Origin of the sequence: Methylobacter sp. BBA5.1 (assembly GCF_000746145.1) — a bacterium.
GTDB lineage: Bacteria > Pseudomonadota > Gammaproteobacteria > Methylococcales > Methylomonadaceae > Methylobacter > Methylobacter marinus.
Map to the genome: position 1 here is coordinate 68,034 of NZ_JQKS01000018.1, position 15,276 is coordinate 83,309.

The window sequence follows — 15,276 nt, forward strand, 5'->3', positions numbered from 1 at the left end:
GGTGCCTAGACAGGCACGCGCTAAGTCATTGATTCAGCCTGTGGGCAACTAATATTGACTCAAAACCATGCTGATGCTGATCAAGCGGTGCTCTGTATAAAGTGAATTCGGTTTTATTACAGCGTCTCAGGTAAGATGGGCGGATGCGGCCTTTCCTGGGCGAAACTCCGTCAGTCAACATCCGGTCGACCGCTTTTCCAGTTATTCACAAAACCTGTGGATAACTCTGTGGATTGATTGTTTTATTTGTCGCTTAATTACCGTTTTTATTACAGTTTTGTTAAATTGTACAAAAATAAAACAATCCGCTAATTTTATTGTTATCAATAACTTACAGGCCAATTCCAAACATGTTGAAATCTAGATAAGCGCAAGCTCTAAGTCATTGATTCAGCCTGTGGGCAACTAATGTTGAGTCCAAACCATTTTCATCATCGGCAGGTTTTACCCTCGTTCATCCCAAGCTTTGTCCATACGTTTTGCTGAAACGGGATAAGCCGTCTTGAGCTGCTGCGCAAACAGCGAAACCCTGAATTCTTCCAGCATCCAGCGGTAATTATCCTGCTCCGGAATGACGGGTTCTTTCTTGGCTTTCTTCTCGACGTCTTTCCAGTAACGCGTCCAGTAGCGGCTGATCTCCTGCAGCTTTTGCGCACTGTTATCACGTTTATCGATGCGATAGAGAATTGCCTTTAGATAGCGGGGCATGGCTTTAAGCTGCTGGAACGGCGTTTGACGGACAAAGCCCGCATAGATCATAAACCGCAATTGCTCATTGATATCCTGAACCATCGGATCATTGGCGTTGAAGCGTTTTAGCTGTGCTTTGACAGCACCGTACAACTCCATGATCTCCATAACGATTTTGCCGGCCTCATTGCCAAATCCGACCAGCTCGCCCTTGTGCTGTGTTAAGCTTTGCTCGAAAGCCTGCTGTGCGCGTATCGTCCTGCCTTCGACAAATGCCGTGTACAGGATCAGATAGAGCATATCGTCTTTATAGGAAGCCGCCGCCTCTGCCTCTACGATCGGATGCTTGGGCAACTGGTTATAAGTTAACTCCGCAGCCGCGGACTTGGGCAGGTTTTTGACGACATAAGTGCACTCCTTGCGCAGATAAAGCTGGAACAGGCGCATGAGCCCTGCCTGGTGCTGGCGCGCGGCTTTTGACTCGGTGTCGAAAATGCGTACGCCGACGGCATCGCCTTCATCGACAATGGCCGGATAGCCGACAAATGCCTGCCCTTTCTGCATGAATTGCCAGGTCTCGGGCAGATCGTCGAATGCCCATTGTATGCAGCCGGTATAATTCAGTTCGTCGGCGGCCAGCTGATCGAAGCTTTCGCCGGCCGTCTGCGTGTACTTGCCTTGCAATTTTTTCAGATCGCGGCCGTAGTCGAGCAGTTTGCCTTCCTCATCGATGACTCTGAAATTCATTTTCAGGTGCTCGGGCAACATGTCCGAATTCCAGGCATTGAGCGGTATCGCTTCGCCAGTCAGCTTTCTGAGCCGGGTACTCAGCCACTCATACAGCGAGCCTTTAAAATCGGGCTCGATTTCAAGGCACTGCTTGACGGTTTCCGGCACCGGCACGAAATGTTTTCTCAGGTTTTTAGGCAGCGATTTGATCAATGCGACCAGTTTTTCTTCCAGCATACCCGGCACCAGCCAGTCGAAAGGCGCCTGCGAAACCTGATTCAGCTGATGCACGGGGATGACGGCCGTGACGCCGTCTTCGTCATGACCCGGCTCAAACCGGTATTGCAGCGCAATCGTCAGGTTGCCCACTTTTTTACTGTCGGGAAAATCCCACTCGCTGACCTGATTGTCCTGCCCGCGGGTCAGGTCCTCCCGGGTCAGAAACAGGATTTTCGGATTCTCCCGTTCGACGGTTTTACGCCATTGATCGAGCGCAATGCCGCTGACGATATCGGGCGGCAGCTTCTTGTCGTAGAACTGATACAGCCATTCTTCATCCTCGATCAGATCGACGCGGCGGCCCTTATGCTGGATGTAACCGACCTCTTCGAGCAGTTTCTGGTTGGCGACAAAGAACGGCGCATTGCTATGGTAATCCTGGTCGACCAATGCCGAGCGGATAAAGATCTCGCGCGCGGCCTTGGGGTCGACGCGCTCGTACGGCACTTTGCGGCCGGCCTGCAAGGTCAGGCCGAACAACAGGGTACGCTCATAGACGGCGCTGCGCCCGGCTTTCTTTTCCCAGTGCGGATCGTAATAGTTACGCTTGATCAGATGCCCGGCGCACTGCTCTATCCATTCCGGCTCGATTTTGGCGACATTGCGCGCGTAGACCTTGCTGGTTTCGACCTGCTCGGCCGCCATGATCCACTTCGGCCGGGCTTTATGCAGGCCCGAACCGGGAAAAATGAAGAACTTGAGGCCTCTGGCGCCCAGATATTCGTATTGCTCGTGGCGGAAACCGATATTCGACAACAGTCCCGGCAATAACGCGCGATGAATTTCCTCATAGCTGGCTTCGACCATATTCGGCTTCATTTTCAGTTCGCCCTTGATCACCTGCATGATCTGCGCATGGATGTCGTACCATTCGCGCATGCGAATGTAGGACAGGAAGTTCTCGGTGCAGTATTTGCGCAATTTATTATTGGACAAATGCTTCTTCTGCTCTTCGAAGGTATTCCAGATATTCAGGATCGTCAGAAAGTCCGAATCCTCCTTGCGAAAGGCCGCGTGCTTGGCTTCGGCCTGATGCATTTTATCGGCCGGCTTTTCGCGCGGGTCCTGAATGCTGAGGGCCGACACGATAATGGCCACTTCGGTCAGACAATGCTGCTTTTCGGCCGCGATCAGCATGCGCGCCAGTTTCGGGTCGGTCGGGAATTTGGCCAGTTGCCTGCCGATCTCGGTCAGCTTGCCCTGCTTGTCGAGCGCGTTGACTTCATGCAGCGCATTCTTGCCGTCGCGGATCATTTTGTCTTCAGGCGGCTCGATGAACGGGAACTTCTCGATATCGCCCAGATTCAGCGACGTCATCTGCAGAATGACCGACGACAGGTTTGTGCGCATGATTTCCGGCTCAGTGAACAGGGGCCGAGCCAGATAATCGTCCTTCGAGTACAGCCGGATACAGATACCCTCGGCGACACGGCCGCAACGGCCCGCGCGCTGGTTGGCGCTGGCCTGCGAGACTTTCTCTATCGGCAGGCGCTGGATCTTGCTGCGGTGGCTGTAACGGCTGATGCGGGCATGGCCGGTGTCGATCACAGAGCGGATACCCGGCACGGTCAGCGACGTTTCGGCGACATTGGTCGCCAGCACGATGCGGATCTTGCCGCCTTTGGGCTTGAACACGCGCTCCTGTTCGCTGACGCTGAGCTTCGAATACAGCGGCAGGATTTCATACTGGGTCGGATGATGCTTTTTCAGTGAATCGGCCGTCTCGCGGATTTCGCGCTCGCCGCTCAGGAAGATCAAGATATCGCCGCGGATATCGCGCTGCAGTTCATCGACGGCATCGAGGATGGCCTGCTGCAGATCGTCGCTGGTTTCATCATCCTCTTCCCGCTGCTCGATCGGGCGGTAGCGAATCTCGACCGGATAGGTACGCCCCGATACTTCGATGATCGGCGCATTGTTGAAATGGTTGGCGAAACGCTGCGGATCGATCGTGGCCGAGGTAATGACCAGTTTCAGATCGGGGCGCTTGGGCAACAGCCATTTCATGTAGCCCAACAGGAAATCGATGTTCAGGCTGCGCTCGTGCGCTTCGTCGATGATGATCGTATCGTATTGAGTCAGGTAGGGATCGTTTTGCGATTCGGCCAGCAAAATACCGTCGGTCATGAGCTTGACCAATGACTCGGCATGGGTCTTGTCGTTGAAACGGACCTTGTAGCCGACGGATTTGCCGATCGGCTCGCCCAGCTCTTCGGCGATCCGGTCGGCGACGGTGCGCGCGGCAATGCGCCGGGGCTGCGTGTGGCCGATAAAGCCGGAAGCGCCGCGCCCGATCGACAGGCAGATCTTCGGCAATTGCGTGGTCTTGCCCGAGCCGGTTTCGCCGCAGACGATCACAACCTGATTGGCTTTGATCAACTCGGCGATATCGTCTTTCTTGCCCGTGACCGGCAGATCGGGAAAATTGATCGCCGGAATACTGGCCAGTCGCTTGTTGCTCAGGGCTATTGATCTGTCAATACGGTTTTTCAGCGCACTAACGGGTTCAAGCGGGTCCTTGCCTTTCTGGCAGTCACTGCGCAACCGGTCCAGTTGCCGCTTGAATCCATGCCTGTCCTGGCTCAGGCACTGAGGTAATCGGGAGATGAGTTGTTTAATCAGATCGAGAGTGGACATCCAGAGCAATCAAGGCAAATAAAGCTATTATATGATATCTGCCGTGTTTTGAATTTCAACAACAAACAGAACGCGGCCCGGGGCGGCCGCAAGCATTGGCAAAACAGAAACAAGGACTTAACTTTTCTTGCAGACCGTATTGTAGATCTTGAAGGACAGTATCGAGGCGGCCAGCAGCAGCGTTATCGCGTTAGCGAATATGATAGCCGAGTCGGCAATATAAACGCCGTAGATGAGCCAGCACAGCACGCCTAACGTAAAGATACTGTACATGCTCAAAGACAGCGACTCCGTGTCTCTGGTTCTTATCGTCAAAATGGCCTGCGGCAAAAATGAAGCCGTAGTCAGTGTTGCAGCAATATAGCCAATAATTTCAGGCATCACTATCATCGATGTGGTTCTCTAATTGATGTCAGGTTCTCTATAAATTTCTGGCGCGCCGTATTTGGCAATGCGTGACCGGATAACAGCCCACTCTATCGGGCGGTTTTAAATAACCACGGTCCTGTTCAAATCAAAATCCGGCACCGTTTTTTTTCCGGCATAACCTCTGGGGTTACATAATATTCTGGCGTCGGCTATTCGATAATCCGACGTACTGTGAACGTGCCCATGAATCCAGGCGGCAATCTCGTATTCATACAATAAGGGCTTTAAGTCATTGCAATAAGCCAGTTTTCTCACGGCATTCGGTGAATCATTCCAACTCCATTGGGACGGCGCATGATGCGTTATGATAACGGTTTTGCCTGAAAACGGCTTGGCTAATTCGCGCTCCAGCCAGGTTCTGGACTTTTGATGCAATTGCGTAAAAACGGTGCTGTCAAATGGTTTTTCAGTAAACCTGATTTTCCTGAAATCGTTGAGCGTTTCGCCTAAAAGCCCTGCTTTTTCCTCACCTTCGACAAACAGATCGGTCCACATTGTACAGCCTAAAAAACGCACGCCCTGAAATAAAAGCCGGTTATTCTCGAGAAACTGCACGTTGCTGCCCTGGCATTGCTCTTTAAGCATTTGCAGCGTTTCCTGATGATCATGACCATAAAATTCATGATTACCGGCAATGTAAATCACCGGTTTTTTGAAGGATTTCAGCCATTCCAGGCCTTGCGTATAAACTCCGATATCCCCCGCGGCAATGATAATATCGGCATCATTAACCGGCGCTCGTAATGCCCCGAATTCCAAATGTATATCAGAAAAATAATTTATCCTCACGATTTAATCTGCTCAATATCCTGTATAAGAGTATAATTTACGGTTATTCTTTCAGATAACCGTAACCTTTTCCATAAAGATTTTATATGTCTATTAGCCCTAGAAAAATCACCAAGCAAGTTTTAATCGGCAATGTTAAAGTCGGCGGCGGCGCGCCTATTGTGGTTCAATCGATGACCAATACCGATACGGCCGATGTTTCCTCTACCGTTAATCAAATTATCGAACTGGCCACGGCGGGTTCCGAACTGGTCCGCATTACGGTTAATTCAGAAGAAGCGGCTAAAGCCGTCGCTGAAATTCGCAATCAACTGGACCGGAAAGGCTGTGACGTACCGCTTATCGGGGATTTCCATTTCAACGGCCACAAATTACTGGAAAAGTACCCGGACTGCGCTGAAGCATTAAGCAAATACCGCATCAATCCCGGCAACGTCGGCCGCGGAAAAAGCCGCGACCCGCAATTCCAGCAAATGATCGAGTTTGCCTGCCGCTACAACAAACCGGTCCGCATCGGCGTCAACGGCGGCAGTCTCGACCAATCGGTCCTTACCCGCTTGCTGGATGAAAACAGAAACAAACCGAATCCGGAAGAATTGCCGGCCATCACTCGCGAAGCGATCATCATCTCGGCACTGGAAAGCGCGGCCAAGGCCGAAGAACTCGGCCTTGGCAAAGACAAAATCATCCTGTCCTGTAAAATCAGCAATGTGCAGGAATTGATCAGCATCTATCAGGAACTGTCCAAACGCTGCGATTACGCCCTGCATCTGGGCCTGACCGAAGCCGGCATGGGCTCGAAAGGCATCGTCTCTTCGTCCGCCGCGTTATCGGTGCTGATGCAGCAGGGTATCGGCGATACCATTCGCATCTCCCTGACACCTGAGCCCGGCTCGGCAAGAACCCAGGAAGTCATTGTCGCCCAGGAGATCCTGCAGACGATGGGCTTTCGCTCGTTTACGCCGCTGGTCATTTCCTGCCCCGGCTGCGGCCGCACCACCAGCGATTATTTTCAGAAGCTGGCGCTGGAAATTCAAACCTACCTGCGGGAAAGCATGCCGGTCTGGCGCAATCAATACCCGGGCGTTGAAACCATGGAAGTCGCGGTCATGGGCTGCGTGGTCAACGGTCCCGGCGAAAGCAAGAACGCCAATATCGGCATCAGCCTGCCCGGCACCGGCGAATCACCGGTAGCGCCTGTTTATGAGGACGGCGTAAAGACAGTCACCCTGAAAGGCGACCGGATTGCTGAAGAATTTCAGGAAATAGTGCAACGTTACATCGAATCGCATTACAGCGCCTGAGACGCGTCGTTCACCGGCTGAATAATAGGTTCAGCCGGTGTCATTAATCAACCTTCCTGACCGTCGATCCGGGCCGTAGTCAGGATCGGTGCGTAAACGAATACGAACAGCGAAAACGCCGCCAGCCAGGCTAGCGTCGATGCGTACACCAGGATGCCGTACCAATCCGGCAATGCTATCGGCAATAAAACCCTGAACAAGGCCGCCAGATTGATTAGCACAAATCCGATCGCCATGGCATTGGAAACGCGAAGCGCCCGGCCGGTATGACCTAGCGATACCCGCGCCATCATACCCAACGTCAATACCCCGATGCCACCGACGGTAAAGGCGTGCAAGGCCAAAGTCGACGCAACCAGCCCGTAAGCGGAAAACGCCATCAGCACAAAGCCTAAAATAATCCAGCCATAACCTATATAAAGCACCCACAATAACGGCACATACCAGATGCGCCGCACGTACCAGCCCGATACCCTGGCAATGTTGATAACCGCGGCCAGCACTGCTGTCGATGCCAATACCGCGCCCGAAATATTAAACAACTGCAAGCCGAATACCAGCGCCGCCATCCCAATCGACAGCGCATCCATTACCGGATTTCTTAAAGCCAACGTTCCCGGCAAGCCTCGCTCCGTGAAAAAAGGAAAAACGCGGCCGGCAATAACCAGAATCATGATAATGATAGTCGCGACGACTATCTGAATACCCAGCCATGCACTGCCGCTCATCAGACCAAGAACCTCCGCATGCATCAAGCCGTTACCCAGCGTCAACAGCAGCAAAAGCCCGATAAAAATCAGGTTCCTGTATTGCCCAACCTGCAGGATCGGCTTGCTGACCTGGTACGCGAGAGCCGGCAGAAAGGAAAAATCGATCAAGGCAATTAACGCATCCGGCAACAGGCCGGCATAAAACGGCACGATGCGCCCGTATAGCCACAACAGACACAAGCCGGCCAATTGGTCGCCGGTCGATGTCGGCCGGCCTGTCCAGTTTCTGACGGCCGTCAATAAAAACCCGGCAATCACGGCGACGGAATAACCGAGCAGCATTTCATGCGCATGCCAATAAGTGTTAGCAAAATAATTATCCAGCGTTAATTCGCCTTTGAAAATGGCATTCCAGAGCACGATCAGAAGCAGCGCCGATAAACCGGCCAAGCCGAAGAAAGCCCTAAATCCCAAGGCAAACAGGGGATAATCGAAGATAGCAGGTGATTTCATGTTGATCAATTTTCCAACCAGTCCAGTTCAGCATTCGAGAAACCCGCAATTATACGCATTTCTCGGTTAAATGGGCCTTTTGGTTTGCCACCTTTATAGTATTGACCGATTAATTCCCGATATTTCGCCTCGGGTTCAAAGCCCTGTTGCCGGCAGACAAACTTGAACCAGTAAGAACCCAACCGCACATGCCCCACTTCATCAGTTAGAATCCGCGTTAAAATCGCCACGCTGTTGTCATCCCCCATTTTATTGAACTTTTCGATGATGGCCGGGGTGACATCCAAGCCGCGCGCTTCCATGCAGCGAGGGACCATGGCCAGTCTGGCCAGTAAATTATCGGCCGTATCCGTGGCATGCTCCCATAGGCCGCTATGCGCCGGCAGATCGCCGTAATCGATGCGCATGTCCCGGAGATGAGCCCGAATCAACGCGAAGTGTTGCGCCTCCTCATCGGCAACGCGCAGCCAGTCCTGATAGAATTGTTCCGGCAAGCCACGGAAACGATAAAGCATATCCCAGGCCAGATAAATAGCGACGAATTCGACATGCGCGATGGCATGAAAAAAAGCCATAATGCCATCGGCATTAGTCAATTTTCGTTGTGGCATATTGCGTGGCGCCAGCAAACGCGGCCGTTCCGGAAATTTTACATTGGCTATAGGCAACACCGGCCGGTCCGGGCTGACACTTAATCGTCCTGCTTGTAATAATTGCCAGGCTTCATGCGTAAGCATTAACTTTTCGTCAATATTGGTCCGATGCAAGCATGCTTCGGCAAACTCAAATATGTTTCTCATTAAATGGCAGCGAAAGAATGATTAAAATTTTAGATTTCACTTTGTTGGTGGCGTATTGCCTGCTTATTTACTGGCTGTCCGATCGCCCCTCTCTGCACACGCCCCAGTGGTTTGCCCATCAGGATAAGCTCCATCATGCCGTCGCCTATTTCGTCATGTCCCTGCTGGCATGGCGCAGCCTCAGACACTGGGTCGGGCACCCTATTATACTGGCTGTTCTGGTAGTTGCCTTCTGCAGTTTGTACGGCCTACACGACGAGTGGCATCAGTCTTTTGTCAAAGGTCGAACGTCGGACATCGTGGACTGGATCGCCGATACCACTGGCGCGGCCATGGCTATATTTTTACTCTATAAACTACGCATACTGACATGAGTTCGGCTAAAATATTGATTTTTTATCCACGTTTATATTTCCATGTCTAAAAACATTCGCATTGAAAGATGTAGCGGCAAAGCCCTGGAACGCTATATTCCCGAACTGGCCCGGTTAAGAATTGAAGTGTTTCGGGATTTCCCCTATTTGTATGACGGTACTTACGAATATGAAGAAAAGTACCTGCAGACTTATATCAACTGCCCGGAGAGCGTCATCGTGATCGCATTTGACGGCGATAAAGTGGTCGGTGCATCTACCGCGATTCCGATGAAATACGAAACGGATGAACTTAAAAAACCGTTTATCGAGCATGGCTACAATCTGGACGAAGTGTTCTATTGCAGTGAATCAGTGCTGAACAAGAATTATCGCGGCCTCGGCATCGGCGTGCGCTTTTTCGAGGAAAGGGAGGCGCATGCACGGGAACTCGGCGGCTACAAGCATATCTGTTTTTGCTGCGTGGAACGGCCGGCCGACCATCCCCGCCGTCCGGCCGATCATGTGCCGCTTGATAAATTCTGGAACAAACGCGGCTATGTCAAACATCCGGAATTAACGACGACCTACAGATGGAAGGATCTGGACGACGTCGAAGAAACCCCTAAACCGATGACATTCTGGCTGAAACATGAAAGTTAAGATCGCTACCGCCCAATACGACATCAGTTTTCTGGAGAACTGGCGGAATTATCAAGCCAAGATTGAGCGCTGGGTGGCCGAAGCCGCCGGGCAAGGCGCGAAGATTCTGCTCTTCCCCGAGTATGGCAGCATGGAACTGGCATCGCTGTTTTCAAAGGAGATCTATTCATCGCTCAACAAGCAATTGGCATCCATGCAATCCTTGCTGGACGATTATATCGGCCTGTTTCGGACATTGGCCCAAAAGCATGGCTGCTATATCCAGTCCGGTACTTTTCCGGTGAGAATCGAATCAGGCGCTTATCGCAACCGGGCTTATCTGTTCATGCCCGACGGCCGGTTCGATTACCAGGACAAATTGATGATGACTCGCTTCGAAAACGAGCAATGGTTGATCAATAGCGGCGAAGAGCTAAAGTGTTTCGATACCGAGTACGGAAAAATCGCGATCAATGTCTGTTATGACAGCGAATTTCCGATGCTGGCGCGTAAACAGGTCGAAGCCGGAGCCAATCTGATACTGGTGCCCAGCTGCACGGACACGCTTGCCGGCTACCATCGAGTCAAAATCGGCTGCCAGGCAAGAGCCCTGGAAAATCAGTGCTATGTCGTGCAATCCCCGACAGTAGGCGAGGCGCCCTGGTCCGAGGCGGTCGATGTCAATATCGGCGCGGCGGCAGTTTATACTCCCGTGGACCGTGGTTTCCCTGATAATGGCATTCTGGCCATCGGTGAACTCAACAAACCCCAATGGGTCATGGCTGATATTTCTCTCAATGCCTGCGAGACCGTCCGGCAACAAGGTCAAGTCTTTAATTACCGGGACTGGCCATCGCAAAAAGCATTCAGCTGATTAAAAAATCGCTTCGAAAGAATAGCCGTTTAATTCCAGGATTTCTTTCAGCCTTTTCAAGGAATCCATTTGAATTTGTCTGACCCGCTCCCGTGTCACGCCCAGCTCTTGAGCGACCTGCTCAAGAGTTGCGTTTTCATAGCCGCAAAGGCCGTACCGGCGACAGATCACCTCACGCTGCTTTTCGGGCAGCTGGAACACCCAATGGGCAATATTCTGCTTGATGCCGTCTTCCTGTAATTTTTCGGTCGGCGACAGGCTTTCGGCATCTGAAATCGATTCCACCAAAGGTTTATCGAAATCCTTACCGTAAGGCATGTCCACCGAAGTCACCCGCTCATTGAGTTTGAGCATTTTTTTAACCAGACTGACCGGCTTGTCGAGGTGCTCGGCAATATCCTCGGCTCTCGGTTCATGATCCATCACCTGAGTCAAATGATGCTGTGCCTTGAGGTAAACATTCATTTCCTTAACGATATGAATCGGCAAGCGGATCGTGCGAGTCTGATTCATGATGGCCCGCTCGATGGTCTGCCGGATCCACCAGGTGGCGTATGTTGAGAATCTGAAGCCTCTGTCAGGATCAAATTTCTCAACGGCTCGGATTAGCCCCAGATTACCTTCCTCTATCAAGTCCAGTAACGGCAAACCTCTATTCAGATAGCGACGGGAGATTTTGACCACAAGGCGCAAATTGCTTTCGATCATGATATTGCGGGCTTGTTCATCCCCCCGCAACGCTTTCTTTCCATAGTATTTTTCTTGATCCGCGGTCAGTAATTGCGATTTACCCAGTTCATTCAAATAGAATCGCGTCGCATCGAAACTATTATCATTATGAGCCTCCATGGAAATGGATTCTTCATTCCCCATGACCTCGTCAAGCACTGGATCTGCCTCCAGCTCGTCTTCAAATGCTATACAGATTTCGTCGTCCAATACATCACACATTTCTTCCTGCATATACCCCCCTTTTTGGCTAGTCGACCTAAGCCGAAGTACCATTATTTTTTTGGTAAATAATTTAATGGATTTACGGATTTTCCATTTTTTCTTATTTCAAAATGCAGCGAAGCTTGCTCGGCTCCGGTTTTTCCGACATAGGCGATAGCCTGGCCTTTTTTTATGGCTTGTCCTTCCGAAACCAGCAAACGGCTATTATTGGCATAAGCACTTAAGTACATTTCATTGTGCTTGATAATCAGTAGATTACCATAGCCAATCAGGCCCTTTCCGCTATACACAACTTTTCCAGCTTCGGCAGCACTGACTTTCTGTCCTGTTTTTCCATTGATATCAATTCCTTTGTTACCCGACTGAGTAAAGTTCCTTATGATCCTTCCCTCAATCGGCCACTGCCAGTTCAACTTTAACACTATTTTCTTATCGTTTGAAAAAATAGGCTTTTTTTGTGAACTACGTCCTGTTTTTTTGACAGGTTTCTTATTCGACACCTTTTCAACCGGCACCTTATCTACCTGACCGGAATTGAATAGCTTTAGTTTTTGGCCAACCAGTATGGTATAGGGCGGCACCAAGTAATTCCAGCGCGCCAGACGTTGATAGCCATGGCCGGAACGCAAGCCGATCGAATACAGCGTATCGCCCTTTTGTACCACATAGTAATTTGTGCCGGCGGGGATGGATTTTACCTTAGCTTTCGCCTCGGCCTTGCTTGCCGCGGACTTGGTCTGGTTTTCAGAAGAATCGATACCATGGGATTTAACCGGCGCAAAATTTTCATATTCCGAACAGGCGCTCAATAAAGACACCAGCATCAGTTTTACGATATGAATCGGCCGGGTACGACGGGAATGCATGCGTTATCGGGCCAGCAAAATCTTTTTTGCCTGGTTTATTTTCGCCGCCAGGTAATCGGAACCGCCCCGATCGGGGTGCAGTTTCTGCATCAATTTGCGGTGAGCGGCGATGATTTCCTGCTTGGAGGCCCCCATTTTCAGGCCCAGCACTTCATAGGCCTCCTCAATCGACATTCTCCCGGGAGCGCTTGAAGGCCGCTGGCGTTGCGATGTGCCTTGCCTGGCGGCATTAAACTCGGCCCATAACCTGTGCATTTGAGGGGCATAATGCAGCAGCACCGGCATCAACCTGAACATGAAGGCAATGGCGACGCCTAACAACGCAAAAAGCCAGGTTAAACGACCGGTCGCGCCTAAATAAAGCAAGAACATGCCGATAACGCCGAGAGCGGAAAGCTTAATGTAACGGGCTGCTTGGGCGGGCGGCGTTTTTAAAAACTTACGCAGGACAAAAAATGAAATAATGATCAGCAATAAAACCAGATAAATTCGAATCAATGTTATCTCCGGGATTTATATCCGTTATCAAACCGCTATTTCTTAGTGGTTAAATGAATAATACCTTAGAATAGGCCTTCTCACGATAACAGCCTGACTATTTGATTTCATGCAGAATGCCAAAATTCCAATTCTAGGTTTCGCAGCTTTTAGCGGCACCGGCAAAACAACGTTACTGGCGCAATTGATCCCGATCCTTAAATTGCATGGCCTGCGCATAGGTTTAATCAAACACAGCCATCATAATTTTGAAATAGACAAACCGGGCAAGGACAGCTTCCGCTTGCGGGCAGCCGGCGCTTCGCCGGTCATGCTGATATCAAAGTCCCGACGCGCCATCATTACCGAAATCACGCCCGAGCAAGAACCACGGCTCGATGATCAGCTGAAAATATTTGATCAGTCCGGACTGGATCTCATTCTGGTTGAGGGCTTTAAGGCCGAAGCCTTTCCCAAAATTGAATTGCACCGCCCCGCGCTCAACAAACCGCTGCTTTATCCCGATGATCCGCACATCATCGCCATAGCCTCGGATTGCGCCCTGGAGACGCCGCCGCATCTGGCCCGGCTCGATATCAACCAGCCTGAAATGATTGCCGAGTTTATCCTGAACCAAGTCATGAGGAAAACCCCATGATTGACCCCTGCAGCGAAGACGCAACCTCTGTCCTCTCGCTCGAGGAAGCCCAGGCCAGAATTAAAGCCGCCCTGCTGCCTGTCGCCGGCACTGAAATAGTGGCGTTGAAAAGTGCCTTGGGCCGCGTGCTGGCGCAACCGGTATATTCTCCGGTCAATATACCGCATGATCGAAACGCTGCCATGGATGGCTACGCCCTGGCCGCCAGGGATATCGTGCCGGATCAGGCTTTTTCTCTGAATCTGGCGGGCACATCCTGGGCCGGAAGACCATTCCAGGGAAAGATGCAACCGGGCCAATGCATCCGGATCTTCACCGGCGCGATATTGCCGGAGCGGGCTGATACTGTCATTATGCAAGAGCACGTGCAAGCCGACGGACAAACCGTTCATTTTCCGGCACATGTACGTCCTTATCGGCATGTCCGTGAAATCGGCGAAGACATGCAGCAAGGTGCCTGCCTGATTTCGCCCCCCAAAAAACTGACTGCCGCGGATCTGGGATTGCTGGCCTCCGCCGGTATTCATGAGATTACCGTCAGGCGGCGCTTAAACATTGTTTTCTTTTCTACCGGCGATGAACTGGCGGCCATAGGCCAGACGCTGAAACCCGGCAAAATATATGACAGCAACCGCTATATACTGAATGGCTTGTTGAGCGGTCCGGGCTATGGCATAACGGATAAAGGCGTGATTGCCGATGACCGTGACAAGCTGGAAAACAGCCTGATCGAGGCCGCCGAAAACCACGATGTCATCATTACCACAGGCGGCGCTTCGGTGGGCGAAGCCGATTTCATCAAAGATATATTGACAAGCCGCGGCCAGGTCAATTTCTGGAAAATTGCCATGAAGCCCGGAAAACCGCTGATATTCGGTACAATCGGCCACTGTTATGTATTCGGCCTGCCCGGCAACCCGGTCTCCGTCATCGCGACCTTTGACCAGCTAGTCAAGCCGGCACTTCAACAGCTGACCGGCGAACCTGTTGCAAAACCTTTGCGGTTAACGGCTATCTGCACCAGTCCGTTGAAAAAAACGCCAGGCAGGCAGGAGTTCCAGCGCGGCATACTGACGCAAAACGACAACGGGGAATTGTTTGTAAGCTCATCGGGCAAACAGGGCTCGCATCTGCTCGGATCAATCAGCCGGGCCAACTGCTATATCGTATTACCAGCCGACTGCACGGGCGTGGAAGCCGGCGCGCCAGTGGTCGTCGAACCGTTCAGTCTGTTGCTACAGGACCGTTAATAGCGAGGCACCGAGCTGTCGCACTCGCGGGACCAGGCATCGATACCGCCTGTCAAATTGGAAATTTTTTTAAAGCCGCAATGGACCAGATAATTTGCGGCCTGCTGGCTGCGCACACCGTGATGGCAAATCACAACAATATTTTGCTGCGGGTCTAACTCACCGATTCTTTGAGGAATTTGATTGAGCGGCATTAACACGCTCTTATCGATACGGGCAAATTGAAATTCATTCGGCTCTCTGACATCCAGCAAAAATAAAGCCTCTTCATTTTGAATTTTATTGTTCAATTCTGTCGCTGAAATTTGTTTGACTGACATTG

The 15,276-nt window shown here is 51.3% G+C and carries 15 protein-coding genes; 6 read left to right on the forward strand and 9 right to left on the reverse strand.

Going from position 1 to position 15,276, the window contains the following annotated elements:
* Positions 1 to 444 precede the first annotated feature (444 nt).
* From hrpA to EK22_RS12370, 3 genes are all read right to left on the reverse strand, one after another.
* The gene (hrpA, locus tag EK22_RS12360) at positions 445 to 4,335 is read right to left on the reverse strand and encodes an ATP-dependent RNA helicase HrpA (RefSeq protein ID WP_036251349.1); all 3,891 of its coding nucleotides are present in this window, start codon (positions 4,333 to 4,335) and stop codon (positions 445 to 447) included.
* Positions 4,336 to 4,452: 117 nt separating this feature from the next.
* The gene (locus EK22_RS12365) at positions 4,453 to 4,725 is read right to left on the reverse strand and encodes a SemiSWEET transporter (protein ID WP_020157487.1); all 273 of its coding nucleotides are present in this window, start codon (positions 4,723 to 4,725) and stop codon (positions 4,453 to 4,455) included.
* A 99-nt stretch (positions 4,726 to 4,824) separates the two neighbouring features.
* The gene (locus tag EK22_RS12370) at positions 4,825 to 5,553 is read right to left on the reverse strand and encodes a metallophosphoesterase (protein WP_020157488.1); all 729 of its coding nucleotides are present in this window, start codon (positions 5,551 to 5,553) and stop codon (positions 4,825 to 4,827) included.
* An 86-nt stretch (positions 5,554 to 5,639) separates the two neighbouring features.
* Here EK22_RS12370 and ispG point away from each other — a divergent pair, with 86 nt between their 5' ends.
* Positions 5,640 to 6,857 (forward strand): flavodoxin-dependent (E)-4-hydroxy-3-methylbut-2-enyl-diphosphate synthase, encoded by a 1,218-nt coding sequence (gene ispG, locus EK22_RS12375; protein WP_020157489.1) that lies wholly within the window; start codon positions 5,640 to 5,642, stop codon positions 6,855 to 6,857.
* Between the two features lie 47 nt (positions 6,858 to 6,904).
* Here the strand turns inward: ispG and EK22_RS12380 are convergent, their stop codons facing one another.
* Positions 6,905 to 8,080, reverse strand: coding sequence for an NnrS family protein (locus tag EK22_RS12380; protein WP_036251427.1), 1,176 nt, complete (start codon positions 8,078 to 8,080; stop codon positions 6,905 to 6,907).
* Positions 8,081 to 8,085: 5 nt separating this feature from the next.
* Entirely contained in the window at positions 8,086 to 8,880 is a 795-nt protein-coding gene (locus tag EK22_RS12385; RefSeq protein WP_020157491.1) for a ferritin-like domain-containing protein, read from the reverse strand.
* Positions 8,881 to 8,897: 17 nt separating this feature from the next.
* Between EK22_RS12385 and EK22_RS12390 the strand changes: the two genes are divergently transcribed.
* The 3 genes from EK22_RS12390 to EK22_RS12400 are packed head-to-tail and all read left to right on the forward strand — an operon-like array spanning position 8,898 to position 10,749.
* Positions 8,898 to 9,254, forward strand: coding sequence for a VanZ family protein (locus tag EK22_RS12390; protein WP_020157492.1), 357 nt, complete (start codon positions 8,898 to 8,900; stop codon positions 9,252 to 9,254).
* 42 nt (positions 9,255 to 9,296) lie between these two features.
* A complete protein-coding gene (locus EK22_RS12395) occupies positions 9,297 to 9,896 on the forward strand; it encodes a GNAT family N-acetyltransferase (protein ID WP_036251351.1) in 600 nt (199 codons plus the stop codon).
* A complete protein-coding gene (locus EK22_RS12400; protein WP_036251354.1) occupies positions 9,886 to 10,749 on the forward strand; it encodes a carbon-nitrogen hydrolase family protein in 864 nt (287 codons plus the stop codon). Before EK22_RS12395 ends, EK22_RS12400 begins: the two co-directional genes overlap by 11 nt.
* Here EK22_RS12400 and rpoS read toward each other — a convergent pair whose 3' ends face one another.
* Genes rpoS through EK22_RS25510 form a run of 3 tightly spaced genes read right to left on the reverse strand, consistent with a single transcriptional unit; the run spans position 10,750 to position 13,067 of the window.
* On the reverse strand, positions 10,750 to 11,712 hold the full coding sequence (rpoS, locus tag EK22_RS12405) for an RNA polymerase sigma factor RpoS (protein ID WP_020157495.1): 963 nt from the start codon (positions 11,710 to 11,712) through the stop codon (positions 10,750 to 10,752).
* Between the two features lie 41 nt (positions 11,713 to 11,753).
* Positions 11,754 to 12,569, reverse strand: a complete 816-nt coding sequence (locus EK22_RS12410; RefSeq protein WP_036251356.1) for a peptidoglycan DD-metalloendopeptidase family protein — start codon at positions 12,567 to 12,569, stop codon at positions 11,754 to 11,756.
* A gap of 3 nt (positions 12,570 to 12,572) precedes the next feature.
* Positions 12,573 to 13,067, reverse strand: coding sequence for a DnaJ domain-containing protein (locus EK22_RS25510; RefSeq protein ID WP_036251358.1), 495 nt, complete (start codon positions 13,065 to 13,067; stop codon positions 12,573 to 12,575).
* A 109-nt stretch (positions 13,068 to 13,176) separates the two neighbouring features.
* Between EK22_RS25510 and mobB the strand changes: the two genes are divergently transcribed.
* Positions 13,177 to 13,704 carry a molybdopterin-guanine dinucleotide biosynthesis protein B gene (gene mobB / locus EK22_RS12420; RefSeq protein WP_020157498.1) on the forward strand — a complete coding sequence of 176 codons (528 nt, stop codon included), beginning with the start codon at positions 13,177 to 13,179 and terminating at the stop codon, positions 13,702 to 13,704.
* Entirely contained in the window at positions 13,701 to 14,954 is a 1,254-nt protein-coding gene (gene glp, locus EK22_RS12425) for a molybdopterin molybdotransferase MoeA (protein ID WP_020157499.1), read from the forward strand. The genes mobB and glp overlap by 4 nt, the downstream gene beginning before the upstream one ends.
* Here glp and EK22_RS12430 read toward each other — a convergent pair.
* Complete coding sequence (locus tag EK22_RS12430) at positions 14,951 to 15,274, reverse strand: rhodanese-like domain-containing protein (RefSeq protein ID WP_036251361.1); 324 nt, start codon at positions 15,272 to 15,274, stop codon at positions 14,951 to 14,953. The two genes, glp and EK22_RS12430, sit on opposite strands and share 4 nt — an antisense overlap.
* Positions 15,275 to 15,276 lie beyond the last annotated feature (2 nt).